Consider the following 20,396-nt stretch of genomic DNA (forward strand, 5'->3'; position numbering starts at 1 on the left):
AAGCGGCCGTCGCTGCCACGGCGGCGCCCGCCCCACCCTGCGCGACGCCCTGACCGCCACCGACCTGCTGGAAACACGCCCTGCGCCCGCTCGCCGCGAACGCCCCCGCCGAGGGCATCACCCACGCGGTGAGCGGGGGCCTGGCCGCCGTCCCGGGGCTGCTCGCCCACCACCGGTACGGCACCCCGCTGCTGCTCACCGAGCACGGCATCTATCTGCGCGAGCGCTACCTGGGCTTCCGCACCGAGCCCTACCGCTGGCCCGTCAAGGCCCTGATGCTGGGGCTCTTCCGGCTGCTCGCCAAGGAGACCTACCGGGTCGCCGCCTCGTCACCCCCGGCAACCGCTACAACCGGCGCTGGGAGGAGCACGGCGGCACCCCGCCCGACCGCATCCGCACCGTCTACAACGGCGTCGACCCCGCGGCGTTCCCGCCCGCCGGGCCCGAGCCGAGGTGCCCACCCTCAGCTGGGCCGGGCGTCGTCGACCCCATCAAGGGACTCGACACCCTCATCCGCGCCTTCGCCCTGGTCCGCGAGGAGATACCGCAGGCGCGCCTGCGGCTCTTCGGCGGCACCCGCGCGGCGGCGAGGGCTACCGCACCGCCTGCGAGAACCTGGCCGCCGAACTGGGCGCGGCCGACGCCGTCACCTTCGAGGGACGCGTCGAGGACATCCGCGACGCCTACGCCGCCGGCAACGTGGTGATGCTCTCCAGCATCAGCGAGGGCTTCCCCTTCACCCTCATCGAGGCCATGTCCCTGCGGCCGCGCCACCGTCTCCACCGACGTCGGCGGGCGGTCAGCGAGGCCGTCGGCGACACCGGGCTCGCTCGTACCGCCCGCGACCGCGGAGCATGGCCGACGCCGCCCTGAAACTGCTCACCGATCCCAACTCCGCGCGGACATGGGGGAGAAGGCCCGGCTGCGGGTCATCGAACAGTTCACCCTGCGGCAGACCATCAGCGCCTTCCGGGAGATCTACCACGACCTGGCCGACACCCGGCGGCCCGCCGCCGCACCGATATCCGTGCGGGAGCTGCCCGCGATGGCCGCAGGCGGTGTCGCCGGATGAGCGGCCCCGCTGCGGCTCGTGCCGCCCGACCCCGAAGCCGTCCACGACCTGCCCGCCGCACGGCCGTTGGGGAACACCGTGGCCGTCGGCGAGCTCGCCCGCGAGCTCGCCGACGTGTGCGCCGCGGCCGTCCACCCCGACGAGATCGCCGCGGTCCTGGAGGCCGATGGCCTCACCAGCGAGCAGATATCCGGCCGTTACGGCCTCCGCGACTCCTTCGAGCTCGCCGCCGAGCTCTACGACCGCGTCCCGCGCGGCCACCCCGAACCACCGCCCGCCCCCGACCCCTGGCAGGTCAAACCCGGCCTGGTGCTGCTGCGTTCCCTCGTCTTCACCCTGCCCGGCCTCGGCTACACCCTGGGCGCACCCCTGATGTCCGGCGCCCGCGGCCCCGGCGGACTGCCCCAGGGCACCGCGTCCCTCGTCGCCGCCGCGCTCACCGCCTGGGCGTGGAACCAGGGCCTCGCCCACCGCGCCTATCTGCGCCTGGCGTCCGGCGGGCGGGCCGCCGCCGGGCGCTGCCTGCGCACCGGCGCCCCGCTGGGCGGGCTCCTGGCCACCGCCGCGGCACTCGCCCCCGGCGGGCCCGCGGGGACGGTCGCGTTCGCCGTCGGCCAGGCGCTCTACCTCTCGGCGGCCACCGTGCTGCTGGTGCTCGGCCGCGAACGGCTGCTGCTGTACACGCTGTTGCCCGTCGCCGGCGGCGGAGCGGCCGCCCTCGTCACCGAACCGCCGCGGGCCCTGGCCGCCGGGCTGCTGCTCGCCACGCTCGCCGGCGTGCTGGCGGCGTCCTCGTACCAGTGCGTCCTGGCCTGGCGCGAGAAGGGGACCGCGGGCACGGCGACCCCGTCACCGCTCGCCTCGCTGCCCTACGGCCTGTTCGGCCTGGGCTGCGGCGTCCTGACGGCCGTCGCCGCCCTCGGCGATGTCGTGCGGCACGGCAGCGACGCCGTACCCGCCGGGCCCGCCGTCATCGCGCTCACCCTGAGCATGGGCGCCGCCGAATGGCTGCTCTACCGCTTCCGCAGCCGGGCCCTCGCCGCGCTCGGCCGCACCGTCACCATCGGCGGTCTGCTCGCCCGCATCGCCCGCGTCCTCGGCGGCTGCCTGGCCGCCTACCTCGCCGCGCTCGCCGTCCTGGCGCTGGCCACCGGTGCCGTCTGGCCGGACGGGCCGTCACCGACCGTCCTGCGCATCGCCGGCCTGCTGGCCCTCGGCGCCGTGCTGTGGACCGGTCTGCTGCTCCAGGCGTACGGCGTCGCGTGGCCGCCGGCGCTCCTGTGTCTCTCGGCCGGCGCGGCGGAGGCGGCGGCGCTCGCCGCCCGGCTCCCCTCGCCGGCCACCGTCCAGCTCGTCGTCTGCGCCGGGACGACGGCGGCCCTGGTGGCCGCCGCCACCGCGCTCCTCGGCCGGATCACCGCGCACCGCTGATCCGGCCCCTGTCCGCCCGGCAACACCCAAGGAGATCCCGCATGCCCGCCACCACCGTCGCCGTCACCGGTGCCGAGGGGTTCATCGGCTCGCACCTGACCGAGGCGCTCGTCGCCGACGGCCACCGGGTCCGCGCCATGGTCCAGTACAACTCCTTCTCCTCCTACGGATGGCTGGAGAACCTGCCGCCGGACGTGCTCGACTCCGTCGAGGTCGTCCTCGGCGACGTCCGCGACCCCGGCTCCGTCCAGGACCTCGTCAAGGGCGCGGAGACCGTCTACCACCTGGCCGCCCTGATCGCGATCCCGTACTCGTACCGGGCCCCGCACAGCTATGTGGAGACCAACGTCACCGGCACCCTCAACGTGCTGGAGGCCGTACGCCACCTGGGCATCCCGCGCCTGGTGCACACCTCCACCAGCGAGACCTACGGCACCGCGCAGACCGTGCCGATCACCGAGGACCACCCCATCAACACCCAGTCCCCGTACGCCGCTTCCAAGGCCGGCGGCGACCGGCTCGCCGACAGCTACCACGCCAGCTTCGGCCTGCCCGTCGTCACCCTGAGGCCCTTCAACACCTTCGGCCCCCGCCAGTCCATGCGCGCCGTCATCCCCACCGTCATCGGACAGGTCGCCGCCGGGGAACGCACCATCACCCTTGGCGACCTGCGCCCCACCCGTGACTTCAGCTACGTCAAGGACACCGTGGCCGCCTTCCGCGCCGTGGGCACCGCCTCCGCCGAACGCGTCGTCGGCCGCACCTTCAACTCCGGTACGGGGGAGGAGATCTCCGTCGGTGAGCTGGTGACCGTCATCGGCAAGCTCATGGACGCCGAGCTGGAGATCCGCTCCGACGCCGACCGCGTCCGGCCCGCCAACTCCGAGGTCATGCGCCTGGTCTGCGACGCCTCCCGGCTCCGCGCCGCCACCGGCTGGGCCCCCGCCCACACCCTGGAGGAGGGTCTCGCCGCCACCGTCGCCTTCTTCCGCGACCCGGCCAACCTCGCCCGCTACAAGACCGGCATCTACAACGTCTGATCCGCCGCACCACCGGACCCCGGTCCACGCGCGCCATCCGACCCGCGGACGATCCCGCGGGGTGTCCCGCAGAGAGGAACGTCCCATGCATGCAGTGATACTCGCCGGAGGCAAGGGCATCCGGCTGCGTCCCTACACCACCGCCCTGCCCAAGCCGCTCGTGCCCATCGGAGACCAGCACGCCATCCTGGAAATCGTGATGCGCCAGCTGGCGAACGCCGGTTTCACCAGCTGCACACTGGCCATCGGCCACCTCGGCCACATCATCCGCGCCTACGTCGGCGACGGCTCCCAGTGGGGCCTCACGGTCGACTACACCACCGAGGAGAGCCCGCTGGGCACCATGGGCCCGCTTCTCACCATGGCCGACCGGCTGCCCGAGAGCTTCCTGGTGATGAACGGGGACGTGCTCACCGACCTCGACTTCGCCGACGTCCTGCGCGCCCACCGGGACTCCGGCGCCCCGCTGACCATCGCCACCTACCCCCGTCAGGTCAGTCATCGACTCGGGGTCCTGACCACCGAGGCCGGCCGGGTCACCGGCTTCACCGAGAAGCCCCGCATGGACTACCGCGTCTCCATGGGCGTCTACGGCGTCACCCTCGACGCCCTCGCCCGCTACACCCCGGGGCTGCCGCTCGGCTTCGACGAGCTCGTCCTCGACCTGCTCGCCGCCGGAACCCCGCCCAACGCCTATGAGTTCGGCGGATACTGGCTCGACATCGGGCGCCCCGACGACTACGACCGCGCCAACGCGGAGTTCTCCCCACCGCCGCGACCTGCTGATCAAGGGAGTGTGACCGGCCCGCATGCGCATCCTCCTCCTCGGTGCCACGGCTTCCTGGGCCGGCACGCCGCCGGGCAGCTGCGCGCCCTCCCCGGCGCGCGGGGTGCTCGACGGCGGCCCGGGACGCCCGGCAGCGCCGTCCCCTGCGACCTGGCCGGCGCCGACCCGGACCGGCTGGCCGACGCGCTGCGCGCGGCGGCCCCGGACGCGGTTCGTCAACTGCGCGGGCGCCACCGCCGGCAGTGCCACGGTCCTCGCCGCCGTCAAACGCCCCGCGGACCGGCGGTGCTCTGCGAGGCCCTGCGCGCGGCGGCCCCCGGCGCCCGGCTCGTGCACCTCGGCTCGGCGGCGGAGTACGGACCGGCGGCCCGCGCCGCACTCCCTCGCGGAGTCCGACCCGGCCGCGCCGCTCGGCCTCTACGGGGCCACCAAGCTCGCCGGGACGCTCGCCGTCACCGGCTCCGGCCTCGACGCGCTCGTCCTGCGGGTGTTCAACCCCTGGGCCCCGGCGCCCGGGCGGCTCCCTGGCCGGGCGGCTCGTCCAGGGCATCCGGGAAGCCGGGGCCCGACGGCACCGTACGCACCGGCGACCTCTCCGCGCACCGCGACTTCGTCGACGCGCGCGACGTGGCACGGGCCGTCGTCCTCGCCGTCACCGCGCCCCGGCCCGTCACCGGCGTCCTCAACATCGGCAGCGGCACGGCCCGCACGCCCGCCGAGGTCGCCGAGGGGCTGGCGGGGGCCGCCGGTTTCCGCGGCCGGATCGACGAGGACGGCGCCGGCTCGCCGCGCTCGGCCGCGCTGCCCTGGCAGCAGGCCGACGTCACGGCGACGGGGCGGACGCTGGGCTGGAAGCCGTCGTACGCGTTCGGCACCACGCTGACCGATCTCTGGGCCGCCGCGGTGACGGATCCCTCGCTGCTCGTACCGCTGTACGTCCACCCCGGCGCCGAACCCGGCCCGTGGGAACGGCTGGTACGGGCCGCACCCGCCCTGCGCGGCGTGGTGCTCAACGCGGCGGACGGGCCGGGGCGGTGCCCCGACCCGTCCTTCCGCGCCGTCGCGGCACGGCTGCGCGGGGGCGGGCGTGCCCGTGCTGGGGTACGTGGACACCGCCTACGGGCGCCCGCCCGTTCCGCTCGGCCGTCGCCGACCTGCGCCGGCACCGGCGGTGGTACGACGTCGACGGCGTCTTCTACGACCGGGCCGCCACGGAGGCCCTGTTGCTGCCCCGCTACCGCCGACTCGCCCTGGTGTCCCGGGCGTTGGGCGCGCGGACCGTCGTGCTCAACCCCGGCACCCACCCGGACCCCGGGTACGCCGAGGTCGCCGACCTGCTCGTGACCTTCGAGGGGTCCTGGGGAGGCGTACCGCACCGCGCGGGTGCCCGACTGGACGGCCGACCATCTCCCCTCGCGCTTCTGCCACTTGGTCTACGGTGTGCCCAGGAACGGGCCGGACTGGTGGCACGTACGGCCGGCAGGCGGGGTGCCGCGGTGCACTGCGCCGTGCCGGGAAAGGGAGAGAATCCATGGCAGACCGCACCTTGAGACGGCTGGGGGGCGCGGCCTTCGCGACGGCCGTGCTGCTGATCGCGACGGCTGCGCGGGGACGACGACGTCACCCTCCGACTCCGACGACCCCTCGGTGGGAGACGAGTTCGCCCTCGGCGCACCCGCGTCCCGGTGGTGCGCGCTGGCAGCCGAAGCCCGGTACGCGCTGGCAGTGGCAGCTGGACGGCGCCGTGGACACCTCCGTCGACGTTCCCGTCTACGACATCGACGGCTTCGAGAACGATGCGGCGACCGTGGCGAAGCTGCACGCGAAGAAGCGCAAGGTGATCTGCTACATCAACGCCGGCGCGTACGAGGACTGGCGGCCGGACCAGGGGAAGTTCCCGGAGTCCGTGCTGGGCGCGAAGAACGAGGGCTGGAAGGGCGAGAAGTGGCTCGACATCCGGCGCCTCGACGTCCTCCGGCCCATCATGGCGGAACGTTTCGACATGTGCCGCGAGAAGGGGTTCGACGCGGTCGAGCCCGATCTGACCGAAGGGTTCCGCAACAAGACGGGCTTTCCGCTCACCGCCGCCCACCAGTTGGCGTTCAACCGCATGATCGCCTCCCTCGCCCATGAGCGGGGCATGCCGTCGGCCTCAAGAACGACCTCGACCAGATCCCCGAGCTCGTCGGCGACTTCGACTTCGCCGTCAACGAACAGTGCGCGCAGTACGGCGAGTGCGAGAAGCTCAAGCCCTTCGTGGCGAAGGGGAAGGCCGTCTTCCATGTCGAGTACGAGATGGCGCCCCGTGAGTTCTGCGGCGAGGCGAAGGAACTGGGGCTCTCCTCCATGCAGAAGAGCTGGGCCTGAACGCCTGGCGCAAGCCCTGCTGACGGCACCCCGAAACGGGACGTAGCGGGACGGAAGTCACCGCGCGACGCGTGAAGAACCTCACAGAACCCCCTTTCGGCACCGGTTTTCGGTGGCGGGATGGTGCAGGATCTGCACCGCAACAACCAAGAAACCCGTCAAAGAGGCGGGCGACCCGGGCGGACGCGAGTCCTGCCGCCGCTCCGGGTGCGGAACTGATTCGCGGATCGGCAGGAGCGGGAGACCCAGGCAGGACGAACCACGAAGGCGGTGGTTCTAGGGGTGAAGCCACATGGTGGCGGGCAACTTTGTCAGCCCGAACCCGACAGGTCATCTTTCGCAGGCGGATGACGAAGGGCTTATCGGCATGTCTGCGCTGCACTCGAATACCGCGCTCATCTCCCGGGCCGGTACCGCACGGCCCTCACCGCCGCGACTGTCGCGGCCTCCGTCCTGCTCCCCGGCCTCGCCGGCGAGGCGCAGGCGGCCCACGTCGCGGGTGCCAAGGCCGTCAAGGTCGCGGCCTCGAAGAAGGGCTCCTGGTACCAGTGGGGCGCCACGGCCCCAACCGCTTCGACTGCTCGGCCTGACGCAGTATCCTTCAAGAAGGGGGCCGGCAAGAAGCTGCCGCGCATCGCGGCGGACCAGTACAACGCGACCCGCCACATCTCGCGCGGCTCGCGCACCACGGGCGACCTGGTCTTCTTCCACTCCGGACAGCAACGTCTACCACGTGGGCATCTACGCGGGTGGCGGCAAGATCTGGCACGCGCCCGGCACGGGCAAGAAGGTCCGTCTGGAGAAGATCTGGACGAACAGTGTGTGGTACGGCCGCGTGCGCTGACGCGTGGCGTTCACGGGGGTGTGAGTTTCTGCCCCGGTCCCGCCCTTTCTCCGTTTCCGCAGGGGCTGCGCCCCTGCGCCACCTCGCGGCACGCGCCGCCGCGCACGGGGGCCGCGCTCCACGCGGCGGGGCGGGGCTCCGCCCCCGCACCCCGCTGGGGGCTGCGTGCCCAACCGGGGGTGCATCCCCACCCGGGCTGCACACCTGCTGGGGGCCGCACCCATGTTGTGGGCCGCCTCCCACCGGGGGCCGCGCCCTCACCCCGGGGCCGCGGCCCCACCGGGCCGCACCCTCACCGGGAGCCGCACCCCACCAGGGGCAGCGCCCCTTGGGGCCCGGGCTGAGGCATGCCCCGAGGTCCTGACCAGGGCTTCGCCCTGCGCGCCACCGGGGCTTCGCCCCCTGCACCCCGCAGGGTTCCGCCCTGCACCCCGGAGCAGGGCTGGGCCTCCGACCCCCGAAGTGCCCGCCCTCCGGGCGCCGTCCTCAACGCCGGCCGGCCGGGGCGCACCGTCCAGCCCGTCCGGCGTTTGAGGACCGACGCGCCGAAGGCGCGTTGCGGCCCGGGGCGCAGCCCCGCCCCACCACTCGGAGCGTGGTGTCGGGTCCGGGGCTTGCCCCGGGAGAAATGGTTGAAAGGGCGGGTCCGGGCACACCCCCCCCGGCGGAAAACCGTCGCTCACATCCCGTCCACATACACCCACTTCCCACCCTCCCGCACGAACCGGCTCAGCTCATGCTGGGAGTCCTCCGCACCCCCCACTCGGCAGTGCGCCCGGAACTCCACCGTCCCCTCCTGGTGGAACGCCGTACCGCCCGACGCCGCCAGGATCTCCAGCCCCGTCCACCGCACCTGGTCGTCCAGGTCCAGCACCGCCGGACGGGTGGAGGAGTGCCACGTTCGCAGCAGATACGCCGCGTCCCCGACCGCGAAGGCGCTGTAGCGCGAGCGCATCAACCGCTCGGCGGTCGGCGCGGAGGACCGACCCGCATGGAAGGCGCCGCAACAGTCGGCGTACGAGGCGGACAGGCCGCACGGGCAGGGGGAGGCGGGAGTGATGCTCTTCTTGGACACCCCGCGATTCTCCCCCGCGCGGAACCCTTTCGGTCGCATGGAGGGCATTTGTCGACATTCCGCGTCGGAGGAGGAAAACCGCACGTCACGGCGGAGGGAGTCACCCCCACCCGGCCGCGCGCCCTGACGGATGATCGGTTGCGGGCCCGGCCCGCCCCGGCACACGGTGGGCTCGAACCGGAAGGGAGTCTCCACCCATGCCCGTGAAACAGTCCACCACCGTCGCCCTCACCCTCTGCGGCTCGCTCGCGCTCGGCCTGGCCGGCGCGGCCATCGCCGTGGAACCGCTCGCCGCGCCGAAGCCGAGGCCCGCCGTCGCCCCGAACGTCACCGCCCGGCTGGGCCTGCTCGGCAGCCTGGGCAACACGCTGACCCTCGGCACCGGGATCGTCAGGGACGCCCAGGCCGCCAGGCCGGACCTGGCCAGGCTGAAGATCCTGCAGCGCCAACTCGCGGACGAGGGCGCACGGCTGCACGCCGCCGCCCGCGCCGAGGCCCGGCAGACCCCCGCCAACCCGAAGAACAAGAAGAAGGACCCCGTCAGCGACCTGCAGGCCGCGCTCGACACGCTGTCCAAGGACGCGACGAAGCTCCTGAACGACCTGGCGGCGGGCAACCTCACCGCCGTGGTGGCCGACGTCACCCAGGTCCTGGCCGATCTGACGAAGGTGACGACGCTCGTGACCCAGGTGGGCAGCAGCCTGCCCGTGCCGACTCCGCCCCTGCCCGTGCCCCTGCCGGTGCCCGTGGGACAGTGAGTCACCCCAGCAGGCCGTACACCCGCAACGCCCCCGAGAACGTCGCCACGTACACCTTCCCGTTCGCCACCGTCGGCGGGACGAACTTGGCGAAGAGCCCGACGTCGTCCCGGGCCGCGTCCATCCTGCTGTTCCACAGCTCCTGGGTGAGGTCGGACGCCCGGTAGACCCGTACGACGCCCTCCACCACGGCCTGGTTCGCGTCCGCCTTCCAGGGATGGCAGGCCCACACCAGGCCCGTCGCCGCGTCGGACCCGTGCGCGGAGACGGACAGGAAGCCGCCCGGCATCCCGGGCGAACCGCCGGGTACGCCCGTCGGGTCCGTGGTGGTGCTCATCGACACCGGCGCCGTCCCCAGCAGCCCGCCCGCGAACCGGTAGGCACGGAGGAAGGCGTTCTCCGGCCACACGTACACCCACGTCCCGCCGGAGAACGTCCAGTGCACGGCCCCGCCGTGGATGTGGTGGCTGTGCACGTCCGGCGCCATGACCTCGAAGCTCTGCACGATCTGGCTGTCGGACCCGGCGTGGAAGTGCCCCAGGGAGCGGGTGTCGAGCAGATAGAACTTGCCCGCCTTGCCCCCGCAGAGCAGCAGCTGCGTCCCCGGCACGAGCAGCGGACCCGCCGAACCGAGGTCCAGGTCGGCCGCGTCCAGGGCGGCGTTGTCGAACGGGGAGAACCAGTCGGCGACCGTCAGGTCCGGGCGGAGCCGGACGACGCAGTCGCCGAGGTTCGAACCGTCCGTGCGGAAACCGCCGTTGCCGGTGATGCAGTAGAGGTCGCCCGCGTCGTCCACGGCCGGCCCCTGGCCCGCCTGCCAGATGCCGCCCAGCCCGGTGTCGGGGGTGGTGACGAACACGCCGGTGCGCCGCAGGGTCGCCGCGTCGTAGCCGAACACCCAGCCGTGGTACGGCGATTTGTCGCCGTAGGAGGCGAAGGCCACGTACACCCGGCCGTTCGCCAGGGTCAGTGCCGAGCGTTGCAACTGGCGGTTGCTGGTGAAGGTGAGCCGGCCGTCGACGCTGCCGTCCCCGGTCCCGGGCACGGTGGCGGCGATCCGCACCGGCCCGCCCAGCACCTCCCGTCCCGTGCGCACGTCCAGTGCGTGCAGCGTGTGGTGGTAACCGTCGGACTCCTTGGTGAAGGCGACGACATACAGCACGCGCCGCTCGGCGTCGACGACCGGCGTGCTGATGACGCCCACCTCGACCGAGATGTCCTTGTAGCCCCGCGGCCCGATATCGGGGTCGGGCAGCGGGGCGGACGGGCCCAGCGAGACGCGCCACAGCGGGGCGGAGGCGGCGGGATCGTCGGCGTCGAAGGCGTAGACGCTGTTGTGCATGGTGGCGACGTAGACGACGTTCCTGACGGCCCGGCCGGGCAGTTCGAGGGCGGGGAGGTACAGCGGCTGGGCGTACACCTGCCCGTCCACGGCCCGGCTGAACAGCAGGCCGAAGGTGCTCGGGCCGACGGTGGCCGGACTCAGCGCCGTCTCCAGGAGATTGGCGCCGGTGCGCCGGTTGTCGTTGTGCTGGGTGGTGACCGGGGGCGGGCCCGGGGAGTCGGTCACGGTGGCCTCCGGACGATGTGCAGCGGTGCGCCCTCCGCGGCCCGTACGGCCTCGGTGACCAGCGCGTGGTGCGGGGAGAGCCGGCAGACGGGGTCCGTCGCGGCGGCGTCGCCGGTGAGCTCGAACGCCTGGCAGCGGCAGCCGCCGTGGTCGATCTCCCGGCGCGGGCAGCCGCGGCACGGCTCGCGCATCCAGTCCGTGCCGCGGAAGCGGTTGAACGCGGGGGAGTCGGACCAGATGGCGGCCAGCGGGGCGGCGCGGACGTTGACGACGCCCAGGCCGGGGATCCGGCCCGCCGCCGGGCAGGGCAGGACGTCGCCGTCGGGTGCCACCGTCAACTGGCGGCTGCCCCAGCCGTGCATGCAGGGTTTCGGCCAGTCACCGTGGTAGTCGGCGGGGACGTAGGCGATCTCCAGCCGGCCGGCCAGGCGGCGCCGCGCGGCCGCCACCACGGCCTCGGCCCGGGTGAGTTGGGACCGGGTGGGCAGCAGGGCGCGGCGGTTGAGCAGCGCCCAGCCGTAGAACTGGGCGTTGGCCAGCTCCAGCCGGCCGGCGCCGAGGCGCTCGGCGAGGTCGATCAGCGCCGCGGTGTGCCCGATGGTGGCGCGGTGCAGCACGGCGTTGAGGGTCAGCGGCAGCCCGGCCGCCCGGACCCGGGCGGCGGCCGCCAGCTTCCGCTCGTGCGCCGGACGGCCCGCGACGGCGTCGGCGCCCGCGGCCTCCGCGTCCTGCACGCTGAGCTGCACGTGGTCGAGCCCGGCCGCGACCAGCCCGGCCAGCCGCCGCTCCGGGAGCGGATGGCCGCCGGTGATCAGATTGGTGTAGAGGCCCAGGCCGCGGGCGTGCGCGACGAGCTCCGCCAGGTCGCGGCGGAGCAGGGGCTCGCCGCCCGAGAAGTGGACCTGGAGCACGCCGAGTTCCTGGGCCTCGTCGAGGACGCGGCGCCATTGGCCGGGGGTGAGTTCGGCGCGGCGCCCGACCGGGGCGACCGGGTTGGAGCAGTACGGGCAGTGCAGCGGGCACCGGTGGGTGAGCTCGGCGAGCAGGCCGAGCGGCCTATCCACCGGGGGCCTCGTCCGTCGGCTCCGAGGGCTCGACCAGGCGGCGTTCGGCCAGGGCCGTCAGGAAGGAGCGGACGTCGGCTGCCGCCACGTCCACGTACGTTCGCGACAGCGTCTCGGTGACCCGGTCGACGTCCGTCGTCCCGTCGCAGAGCCGCAGCACCGCGACCGCCGTCTCGTTGAGCAGGAGGACGCCCTCCGGGTGCAGCAGGACGCCGGTGTCCCGCACCGCGTCGTGGCGCAGCCGGACGCCGCCGCGCAGCCGCCAGCGGATCCCGTCGGTGTCCGTCATCCCCGTGCCTCCTCCGTCCTGCCCGCGTGGTCGAGGGCGTCGAGCATGCTCCACAGCACGTCGCACTTGAAGGCGAGGGCGTCGAGCGCGGCCTGCCGCCGTTCGCGCGTGGTGCAGTAGGCGGTGACGACGCGGAGCGCGTGCCGCGCGTCGCCCGTGGCGGCCTCGGGGCGGGCGGCGAAGTAGCCGAGACCGGCGGGGTCGATCCAGGGGTAGTGGGTGCGCAGCGCGGTGTGCCGCTCGCGCATCAGGCCGGGGGAGAACAGCTCGGTGAGCGAGGCGGCGACGGCCTCCGTCCACGGCCGGGTGCGGGCGAACGTGACGTACGCGTCGGTGGCGAACCGGACGGCGGGCAGCACGTGCCGCTCGTCGAGCACTTCGGCGCGCGGGAGGCCGGCGGCGTCGGCGAGGTCCAGCCACTGGGCGTTGCCGCCTCGGCCCTCCGCCGTGCCGTCCTGGTAGGCGATCCGCTGGAGCCAGCGTCGGCGGATCTCGGGCACCGGGCAGTTGGCGACGACGGCGGCGTCCTTCTGCGGCAGCCACTTCTGGTAGTACCACCGGTTGGCGATCCAGCGGCGGACCTCGTCCGGGGTCAACTCGCCCCGGTGCAGGCGCAGATGGAACGGGTGGCGGTCCCAGTACCGCTCGGCGTGCGCGTGGAGCGCGGCGGTGAACTCCTCGCTGCCGGCCGCGGCCGGTTCGGACATCGTCCGGTCGTCGGCCGGTCAGCGCCGGGCGGCGGCGTAGGCGGTGACCTCGGCCCCGAGCTCGACGCTCGTGAACGCGGGGGCGCGCCAGACGGGGCGCTCGGGCGCGGGCGGAGACGGGCGCGGCGGGGCCGCGGGCCGGTCGTTCGACATCGGATCCCCCTGTGCGGTGCGGTGACTTCCAGGGTGGGTCAGCGGGGGCGGCCCGGCAATCACTGGATCGAGTGATGCGGTGCCGCGCGGGATGTGTCTCAAGTGACCGTTGTTCCGGCCGAGTTGCGTCGGCTAGGGTCGGCCGGTGCGCAGTCGCCTGCTCGTGACGATTCTGCTGGCCGCACTCGCTTTGACGGCGTGCGGCTCCTCCGGCTCCGACGACCCCAGCCCTCCGTCCCCGGCTCCCGCTACCGGGCGGCAGGGGACGACCCGCGCCGACGGCGCCGAGCTCCTCCACCGCCCCGGCGGGCGGGCCAGCGCCCAGAACCCCGCGTTCTCCCCGGACGGCGGGTCCCTCCTCTTCACCGTCTTCCACGACGGTTACAACGAGGGCGCGGCCGCCCTGCGGACCCTCCCGTTCCGGGGCGGCGCCGAGCGGGAGAAGCCCCGCACCGTCCTGGACGAGTCCGACCGCGCCGCCGTGAACCTCCCCGGCACCAGCTGGCACCCCTCCGCCGGGCTCACCTTCACCTCCGACCGCGCGGGCCACGACGAGGTGTGGACCCTCAAGCCCGGCTCCGGTGCGAAGCCGGAGCGCGTGACCGAACACGACGGCGACACCGGCTACCTGGAGCCCAGTTTCTCGCCCGACGGCCGGTGGATCGTCTTCCAGGAGAGCGTGGAGCGCGCGGGCGACAGCGGCGGCGAGGGGTCGATCTGGAAGGTCCGCCGCGACGGCACGCACCGCACCCGCCTCCTCGACGGCCCCGGCACCCGCACCGACAACCGCCAGCCCAACTGGTCCCCGAAGGGCGACCGCCTCGTCCTCCAGCGGCGGGAACGCGGCGGCGACTGGGCGCTGTACGTGATGAACGCGGACGGCGGCGACCTGCGCAGGCTGACGGGCGTCGCGGGGGAGCACACCGACCCGAGCTGGTCCCCCGACGGCCGGTCCGTCGTCTTCTCCTCCACGGCCGGCGGCCTGGACCTGCCGCAGATCTTCGTGATCCCGGCGACGGGCGGGAATCCGGTGCGCGTCACCCGTGACCCCAAGTCCTACGACGGCGCCCCCAGTTGGTCGCCGGACGGGAAGTGGATCGCGTTCGAGTCGCACCCGGGGGACGAGGACCGGCCGTCGTCGCTGTGGCGGGTGGCCGCGCCGCGGGGGTAGCGGTCAGGCCGTCGCCGCCCCTGTCCCGTCCGGCAGCGGCTCCTCTCTGACCAGCAGGGCGAGCGCGAGGGCCAGGGCCATGAAGGGGACGGTCCAGATGAAGACGGCCCGGAACGCCGCACCGCTGCCCGTCGGGCCGGAGGCGAGGATCGCGCCGAAGAGGGCCGCGCCGAGGGCCCCGCCGAGTGAGCGGAAGAAGTTCAGCACCCCGGTGGCGGTGCCGATGTGCTCGTGGGCCACGGAGAACTGGCCGACGAGGATGCAGACCTGGACGAAGAAGCCGATCCCGATGCCGGTGACGGTCAGCGGCACGATCAGGGCGACGGCGCCGGTGTTCCGATCGGCATGGCCGAGGACGGCCATCGAGGCCGCGACGAGGACCGCGCCGACGGCGGGGTAGAGCTTGTAACGACCGGTCCGGGCGATGAGGAGACCGGACAGCACCGCGGCGGCCATCAGACCGACGAGCAGGGGGATCACGTACAGCCCGGCGGTGAAGGCGGATGTGCGCTGGACGGTCTGCAGGAACATCGGCACGTACAGCATGCCGGCCATCAGCACGAGCGCGGCGAGCAGGAACTGGGCCGCCACCAGGCTGAAGTTGGCGGATCGGAACAGGTGGAGCGGGGTGATCGGCTCGATGGCCCGGTGCTCGACGACGAGATATCCGGCCAGGGAGACGGCGGCGAAGACGGCCAGGCCGAGGATCACGGGGGACGACCAGGGGTAGTCGTGTCCGCCCCAGGTGGTGAGCAGGACGACGGTGGTGGTGAACGCGGTGACGGTGACGGCGCCGAGGACGTCGACCCGGCCCTCGCCCGTGAGGCCGGGCAGCCGGAGCCTGGTGGCGACCACGACGAGGGCGACGACACCGATGGGCAGGTTGACGTAGAAGATCCAGCGCCAGGAGAGCCCGTCGGCGAACGCGCCGCCGCACAGGGGCCCGGCGACGAGAGCGAGGGCGGCGACCGTGCCGAGGGCGGCCTGGAGCCTGGCCCTGCGGCGCGGGACGGCGAGGTCGCCGGTGATGGCCATGACCAGCGAGGTGATCGCGCCGCCGCCGACGCCCTGCAGTGCTCGCGCCCCGGCCAGCATGGGCAGGGTGTGGGCGACGCCACTGAGCAGGGAGCCCACCAGGAAGACGGCGATGGCCAGTTGGAGGATCTTCTTGCGGCCGTGGAGGTCTCCGAGCTTGCCGGAGAGCAGGGTGGACACCGAGCCGGTGAGGAGATAGGCGGTGGCGATCCAGGAGACATCGGCACCGGTGCCGATGTCCGCGCCGATGCTGGGCAGGGCGGTGGCGACGATCGTCTGGTCCAGGTTGGCCATGAACAGCGCCAGCATCAGCGGGATCACGAGCACCATGGGGAGGCCTTACGGGGGCGGATAGAACTGGCGGACCCAGTGGCGGTAGAGGCCGATGGCCTCGTCGCCGGGGGCGAGGCGGGGGCGCGGCTCGTAGCGCTTGGCGTTCCAGATCGTCACGTCCTGCAGGGCTTTGCGGCTGGCGCTCAGCAGCAGTCCACGGGCGACGGCGTGGTGCAAGGGTGACGTACCCGCAGGACGTGACGACCGGATGCCCGAGCAGGCCGACGCGATGGTCAGAAGAGTGTGCCCTGGTGCGGTCGGGGTGTGGAGGGCCCAGAGATACGTGACGAGCCCGAGCCGGGGCAGGGCGGCCTCGACGCGCAGACAGCCCGGCCCGGCCATCAGGAAGGAGTGATCGACCTGGAACCTCCGCAGCGCGGCGGGCCGGGCCGGTCCGAGCCTGAGGCGATAGCGCAGGTAAGGGCCTTCGGCCTTCGGTGGGTCCAGTTCTCGTAGGGTCACATGGTGCACGACCGGCAGATGCCGGTAGTCGCAGGCGTTCTCGGGGAGTTCCTGGGCGGGGGCGTGGACCTCGACGCTCCACTGGCCCACCGGTGCGACTCCGGGCGGTGCGGTCTCCGGTGCCTCCCAGGTGGGCGCGGTGCCGTCGGGGGCGTACCAGCCGAAGACCATGCCATTGCGTTCCCGGATCGTGTGGTGCTCCACCCGCGCACGCGGCGGCCGTCCGTCCGGGGTTCCGACGCAGATGCCGTCCGGCCCGAAGGCGAAGTGATGGAAGGGGCACACGAGGTTCCGGCCCTCGACGGTGCCGCCGGCGCCGAAGTGGGCGCCGAGATGCGGACAGTAGGGGTGCACCGCGTACGGTGTCCCGTCGTCGGTCCGGTAAAGGACAACGTCCTCGCCCGCCAGCCGCCGGGTCAGGACGCGCCCCGGGGACAGCTCGCGGGAGAGCGCCAGGAAGAACCAGCCGCTCGGGTAAGGGAGTTCCCGATTATCCCCCTTCGTCATAGCTCGGACCCTTCACCGGAAGAGGCCCCGGTACACCCTTCAAGAGGGTAGGTCACTCATATGAGTTGTGTTGTTGTTACCCCCCCTTGTCGCGGTATCGCCAATTGATACATTCACCGTCTCGGTTGGACGGTCGAGGGGGCGAGATCATGACCGACGATCCGACGGACGTCGTCGTCATCGGCGCCGGCCTGTCCGGCATCGCCGCCGTCATCGCCCTGCGCCGGGCCGGCTTCGACGACGTCGTCGTCCTGGAGAAGTCGGCGCGCACGGGCGGCACATGGCGCGACAACACCTACCCCGGCTGCGGCTGCGACGTCCCCGCCATGCTGTACGAGTACTCCTTCGCCCCCCACGCCTGGCGCAGGTGCTTCGCCTCCCGGTCCGAGATCCTGGACTACCTGCGGGCCACCGCCGCCGATCACGGCGTGGACGAGGCCGTCCGCCACGGCGTGGAGGTGCTGGAGGCCCGGTGGGACGCGACCGCGCACCGCTGGACCTTACGGACCACCGCCGGCACCCGCACCACCCGTTCCGTCATTGTGGCCACCGGCCCCTGGCACCACCCCCGGTACCCGGACATCCCCGGCCTGGACGCCTTCCCGGGCCCCGTCTTCCACTCCGCCCGCTGGAACCACGACGTCGACCTGACCGGACGCCGCGTCGTCGTCATCGGCACCGGGGCGTCCGCCGTGCAGTTCGTGCCCGAGATCCAGCCCGAAGCAGCCCATGTGGAGGTCTTCCAGAGCACCCCGCAGTGGGTTCTGCCCAAGCCCGACTACGCCCTGCCGTCGCCCCTGCACCGGCACCCGGTGGTGCGTCGTGTCCTCCGTGGGCAGCACCACTGGACCCAGGAGGCCATCGGTCTCCTCCTGCGCCATCCCAGGCTGCTGCCGCCCCTGGAGGCCGTGGCCCGGCTCCATCTGCGCGCGTCCGTCCACGACCCGGCCCTGCGCGCCGCGCTGACTCCCCGCTACCGCTTCGGGGCCCGCCGCATCATCGCCTCCGATGCGTACTATCCGGCCCTCACCAGGCCCAACGTCCGGCTCCACCCCACCCGGGCCGCCTCTGTGCGGGGCCATGACGTCATCGGTGCCGACGGCACGCGCGCCCGCGCGGACGTCGTCGTCCTCGCCACCGGATTCCACGTGGGCGCTGTGCCGTTCGCCCTGTACGGCGCCGACGGCACCGCCCTGGCCCGGACGTGGGAGCGCGACCGCCGCGCCTATCTCGGGACGAGCGTCAGCGGTTTCCCCAACCTCTTCCTGCTCCCGGGGCCGAACCTGTTCTCCGGCACCACTGCGGTCCCCACCGCGGTGGAGGCCCAACTCCACCACATCGTCCGCGCCCTGATCCATCTGCGCGCCGGCGGATTCACGTCCCTCGACGTCCGTCCGGAGGTCCAGGACGCGCATCACGCGACCCTTCAGGCGGCATTGCGGACCACCGTCTACAACACCGCGGACGGGTCCGGCTATTACTTCGGCCTTCCCGGGGTGAACACCTTCTGCTGGCCCTGGTCCACCGGGCGGCTTGTCAGGCGGCTGCGCTCCTTCGCGCCCGACGCCTACACCTGGTCGACGCCGCCCCGGCGGGCCGAGTCCGCCGCATTCCTGTCGCGGACCGCGGGAGACCACTGCCGAAAGGAGTGAGGGAGAGTGCCGAACGCCCGCAGGATGCTGTGCGTCTCGCCGCGCTACGCGCGGTCCTTCGGCACCTTCGACCATGCCTCCCGCCTGATCGGAACGCGTGCGTTCATGCCGCCGCAGGGCATTCTGGTGATCGCCGCCTGGTTCTCGGCCCGGGGCTGGGACGTCCGCGTCGTCGACGAGAACGTCCGTCCCCTTACGGAGAGGGATCCCGACCGGGCGGATGTGGTCCTCGTGTCGGGGATGCACGTGCAGCACGCCCACATCCAGGCCGTCGTGTCCGTTGCCCGGCGGCGGGGGCTGCTGACCGTGCTGGGCGGGCCGTCGGTCTCGGCGTGTTCCCACTGGTACCCCGAGCCGGACATCCTTCACCTGGGGGAACTGGGCGATGCCACCGAGGCGTTGGCCGATCGGCTGGCGCGCGACCTCGGCCGCCCCGCGCGGCAGGAGGTCTATCGCACGGTGAATCGGCTGCCTCTGGAGGACTTCCCCGTCCCCGCGTTCCACCTGATCGACGTGTCGGAGTATCTGAGCGGCACCGTGCAGTTCTCCTCCGGCTGCCCCTTCCGGTGCGACTTCTGCGACATTCCCGAACTCTACGGCCGCAATCCCCGGCTGAAGACGCCGCGGCGGATCACCGAGGAGCTCGACGCGCTCGTCGCCGGCGGGGTGCGCAACGTGGTCTATTTCGTCGACGACAACTTCATCGGGAATCCCCACGCTGCCAGGTCCCTGCTGGAGGAACTGGTGCGCTGGCAGCGGCGGCACGACTATCCGGTGGACTTCTCGTGCGAGGCCACGCTGAACATCACCAAGCGGCCGGAGCTCCTCTCCCTGATGCGCGAGGCCCGTTTCACCAAGGTCTTCGTGGGCGTCGAGACGCCCGAGGAGAACGCCCTGCGGGCCATCGGCAAGACGCAGAATCTGCGCTCGCCCCTGCTCGACGCCATCGCGGAGATCAACGCCCATGGCATCGAGGTCGTCTCCGGCATCATCCTGGGGCTGGACACCGACGAGCCCGGGACGTACGAGAGGTCATCCGCTTCATCGACGCCGGCCGCATCCCTCTGCTGACCGTCAACGTCCTGCAGGCGTTGCCCGGTACGCCGCTGTGGCGGCGCCTGGAGAAGGAGGGCCGGATCCTGGACGACGCGGGGAATCGCGAGTCGAACGTGGTCTTCCGGTTGCCCGAGGACGTCGTCCTGGACGGCTGGCGGCGGGTGATCGGCCATGCCTACCGGCCCGCTCACCTCTACGGGCGTTATCTGCACCAGATGACCACGACCTATCCTCGGCGACTGCCGTGCCCCCGCTCCTCCCGGCGGTACGCGCCGCGGACCGTCCTGCGGTCGCTCCCGATCATCGCCCGGGTCCTGTGGCACTGCGGGGTACGCGCGGACTACCGCCGGGACTTCTGGCGGATGACCGCGGACGCGCTGCGGCGCCGTGACATCGAGGGCATGATGCAAGCCGCCGTCACGGGGCACCACTTGATCCGCTTCGCCCGCGATGCCATCGCCGGGCGTGCCGAGAAGTCCTTCTACGCCCCGCCGGCCCTGGCCCGCCCGGCGGCCCGCGACGCGTAACACATCTGTCGCAGGGGTCACTCGTCATGCTATTCATAAAGTGAGTAGTCACTTACATGAGAGGTGTGCCGTGACCGCAGCAGACCGCTTCCGCGCCGCCGTCGAGCGGCGTGATCCCGCCGCCCTCGACGAGCTGTTCACCGACGACATACGTTTCCACAGCCCCGTGAAGTTCTCGCCCTTCGAGGGCAAGCCCATGGTGCTGGGCCTCTTCGGCGTCCTGCTGCGCATCTTCGAGGACTTCCGTTACATCGGGCACCACACCGGCAGCGCGGAGACCGCCGACGGGGCGGAGGCCCCGTCGGCGGTCCTGCTCTTCCGCGCCGTCGTGGGCGGCAAGCAGATCCACGGTGTCGATCTGCTGCACTTCCACGAGGACGGCCGGATCAAGGAGTTCACGGTCATGGTCCGGCCGCAGTCCGCCGTGCATGCGCTCGGCGAGGCGGTCCTCGCCGGGCTGGTGGCGGACGGGCTGGTGCCGGCGTCCTGAGATCAC

General features: G+C 72.9%; 17 protein-coding genes, 4 pseudogenes and 1 riboswitch. Of the genes and pseudogenes, 13 read left to right on the forward strand and 8 right to left on the reverse strand.

Annotation, left to right across the window (positions count from 1 at the left end):
- From pelF to ABD794_RS01610, 7 genes and pseudogenes are all read left to right on the forward strand, one after another.
- Positions 1–1,072 (forward strand): annotated as a pseudogene (gene pelF / locus ABD794_RS01580) (GT4 family glycosyltransferase PelF); the annotation flags it as partial.
- An 18-nt stretch (positions 1,073–1,090) separates the two neighbouring features.
- On the forward strand, positions 1,091–2,503 hold the full coding sequence (locus tag ABD794_RS01585; RefSeq protein WP_344960489.1) for a hypothetical protein: 1,413 nt from the start codon (positions 1,091–1,093) through the stop codon (positions 2,501–2,503).
- A 41-nt stretch (positions 2,504–2,544) separates the two neighbouring features.
- The gene (locus ABD794_RS01590; RefSeq protein WP_344960490.1) at positions 2,545–3,543 is read left to right on the forward strand and encodes an SDR family NAD(P)-dependent oxidoreductase; all 999 of its coding nucleotides are present in this window, start codon (positions 2,545–2,547) and stop codon (positions 3,541–3,543) included.
- Positions 3,544–3,628: 85 nt separating this feature from the next.
- Positions 3,629–4,343 (forward strand): annotated as a pseudogene (locus ABD794_RS01595) (nucleotidyltransferase family protein).
- A 1,021-nt stretch (positions 4,344–5,364) separates the two neighbouring features.
- Complete coding sequence (locus ABD794_RS01600; RefSeq protein ID WP_344960491.1) at positions 5,365–5,880, forward strand: spherulation-specific family 4 protein; 516 nt, start codon at positions 5,365–5,367, stop codon at positions 5,878–5,880.
- Positions 5,862–6,720: pseudogene (locus ABD794_RS01605) on the forward strand (endo alpha-1,4 polygalactosaminidase). The gene ABD794_RS01600 and the pseudogene ABD794_RS01605 overlap by 19 nt, the downstream one beginning before the upstream one ends.
- A gap of 188 nt (positions 6,721–6,908) precedes the next feature.
- Positions 6,909–7,058: riboswitch (cyclic di-AMP (ydaO/yuaA leader) on the forward strand.
- A 6-nt stretch (positions 7,059–7,064) separates the two neighbouring features.
- A pseudogene (locus ABD794_RS01610) lies at positions 7,065–7,541 on the forward strand (C40 family peptidase).
- A gap of 679 nt (positions 7,542–8,220) precedes the next feature.
- Here ABD794_RS01610 and ABD794_RS01615 read toward each other — a convergent pair.
- Positions 8,221–8,655 carry a YchJ family protein gene (locus tag ABD794_RS01615; protein WP_344960493.1) on the reverse strand — a complete coding sequence of 145 codons (435 nt, stop codon included), beginning with the start codon at positions 8,653–8,655 and terminating at the stop codon, positions 8,221–8,223.
- A 158-nt stretch (positions 8,656–8,813) separates the two neighbouring features.
- Here ABD794_RS01615 and ABD794_RS01620 point away from each other — a divergent pair, with 158 nt between their 5' ends.
- Positions 8,814–9,374, forward strand: a complete 561-nt coding sequence (locus ABD794_RS01620; protein WP_344960494.1) for a hypothetical protein — start codon at positions 8,814–8,816, stop codon at positions 9,372–9,374.
- A gap of 1 nt (position 9,375) precedes the next feature.
- On the opposite strand, the gene ABD794_RS01625 is transcribed toward ABD794_RS01620, so the two are convergent.
- From ABD794_RS01625 to pqqA, 5 genes are read right to left on the reverse strand one after another with little or no spacing between them, the layout of a single operon-like run.
- The gene (locus tag ABD794_RS01625; RefSeq protein ID WP_344960495.1) at positions 9,376–10,944 is read right to left on the reverse strand and encodes a PQQ-binding-like beta-propeller repeat protein; all 1,569 of its coding nucleotides are present in this window, start codon (positions 10,942–10,944) and stop codon (positions 9,376–9,378) included.
- Positions 10,941–12,008: a pyrroloquinoline quinone biosynthesis protein PqqE gene (pqqE, locus tag ABD794_RS01630; protein ID WP_344960496.1), complete on the reverse strand. Its 1,068-nt coding sequence runs from the start codon at positions 12,006–12,008 to the stop codon at positions 10,941–10,943. Before pqqE ends, ABD794_RS01625 begins: the two co-directional genes overlap by 4 nt.
- Positions 12,001–12,297 carry a pyrroloquinoline quinone biosynthesis peptide chaperone PqqD gene (gene pqqD / locus ABD794_RS01635; RefSeq protein WP_344960497.1) on the reverse strand — a complete coding sequence of 99 codons (297 nt, stop codon included), beginning with the start codon at positions 12,295–12,297 and terminating at the stop codon, positions 12,001–12,003. The genes pqqE and pqqD overlap by 8 nt, the downstream gene beginning before the upstream one ends.
- A complete protein-coding gene (gene pqqC / locus ABD794_RS01640; RefSeq protein WP_344960498.1) occupies positions 12,294–13,004 on the reverse strand; it encodes a pyrroloquinoline-quinone synthase PqqC in 711 nt (236 codons plus the stop codon). The genes pqqD and pqqC overlap by 4 nt, the downstream gene beginning before the upstream one ends.
- A gap of 18 nt (positions 13,005–13,022) precedes the next feature.
- Positions 13,023–13,157, reverse strand: a complete 135-nt coding sequence (gene pqqA, locus ABD794_RS01645) for a pyrroloquinoline quinone precursor peptide PqqA (protein ID WP_344960499.1) — start codon at positions 13,155–13,157, stop codon at positions 13,023–13,025.
- 145 nt (positions 13,158–13,302) lie between these two features.
- Here pqqA and ABD794_RS01650 point away from each other — a divergent pair, with 145 nt between their 5' ends.
- Positions 13,303–14,328, forward strand: coding sequence for a TolB family protein (locus tag ABD794_RS01650; protein WP_344960500.1), 1,026 nt, complete (start codon positions 13,303–13,305; stop codon positions 14,326–14,328).
- Positions 14,329–14,331: 3 nt separating this feature from the next.
- Here the strand turns inward: ABD794_RS01650 and ABD794_RS01655 are convergent, their stop codons facing one another.
- Both ABD794_RS01655 and ABD794_RS01660 read right to left on the reverse strand, forming a co-directional pair.
- Complete coding sequence (locus ABD794_RS01655) at positions 14,332–15,693, reverse strand: MDR family MFS transporter (protein WP_344960501.1); 1,362 nt, start codon at positions 15,691–15,693, stop codon at positions 14,332–14,334.
- A 9-nt stretch (positions 15,694–15,702) separates the two neighbouring features.
- The gene (locus ABD794_RS01660) at positions 15,703–16,665 is read right to left on the reverse strand and encodes a Rieske 2Fe-2S domain-containing protein (RefSeq protein WP_344960502.1); all 963 of its coding nucleotides are present in this window, start codon (positions 16,663–16,665) and stop codon (positions 15,703–15,705) included.
- 149 nt (positions 16,666–16,814) lie between these two features.
- Here ABD794_RS01660 and ABD794_RS01665 point away from each other — a divergent pair, with 149 nt between their 5' ends.
- The 4 genes from ABD794_RS01665 (at position 16,815) to ABD794_RS01680 (ending at position 20,390) form a co-directional block, all read left to right on the forward strand.
- The gene (locus ABD794_RS01665; RefSeq protein ID WP_344960504.1) at positions 16,815–18,317 is read left to right on the forward strand and encodes a flavin-containing monooxygenase; all 1,503 of its coding nucleotides are present in this window, start codon (positions 16,815–16,817) and stop codon (positions 18,315–18,317) included.
- Positions 18,318–18,323: 6 nt separating this feature from the next.
- Entirely contained in the window at positions 18,324–19,388 is a 1,065-nt protein-coding gene (locus ABD794_RS01670; RefSeq protein WP_344960505.1) for a B12-binding domain-containing radical SAM protein, read from the forward strand.
- A 20-nt stretch (positions 19,389–19,408) separates the two neighbouring features.
- Positions 19,409–19,900, forward strand: a complete 492-nt coding sequence (locus ABD794_RS01675) for a DUF4070 domain-containing protein (RefSeq protein ID WP_344960507.1) — start codon at positions 19,409–19,411, stop codon at positions 19,898–19,900.
- Between the two features lie 70 nt (positions 19,901–19,970).
- Positions 19,971–20,390: a nuclear transport factor 2 family protein gene (locus tag ABD794_RS01680; protein ID WP_344960509.1), complete on the forward strand. Its 420-nt coding sequence runs from the start codon at positions 19,971–19,973 to the stop codon at positions 20,388–20,390.
- The last annotated feature ends 6 nt before the right edge of the window (positions 20,391–20,396 follow it).

The organism is Streptomyces thioluteus, assembly GCF_039535865.1.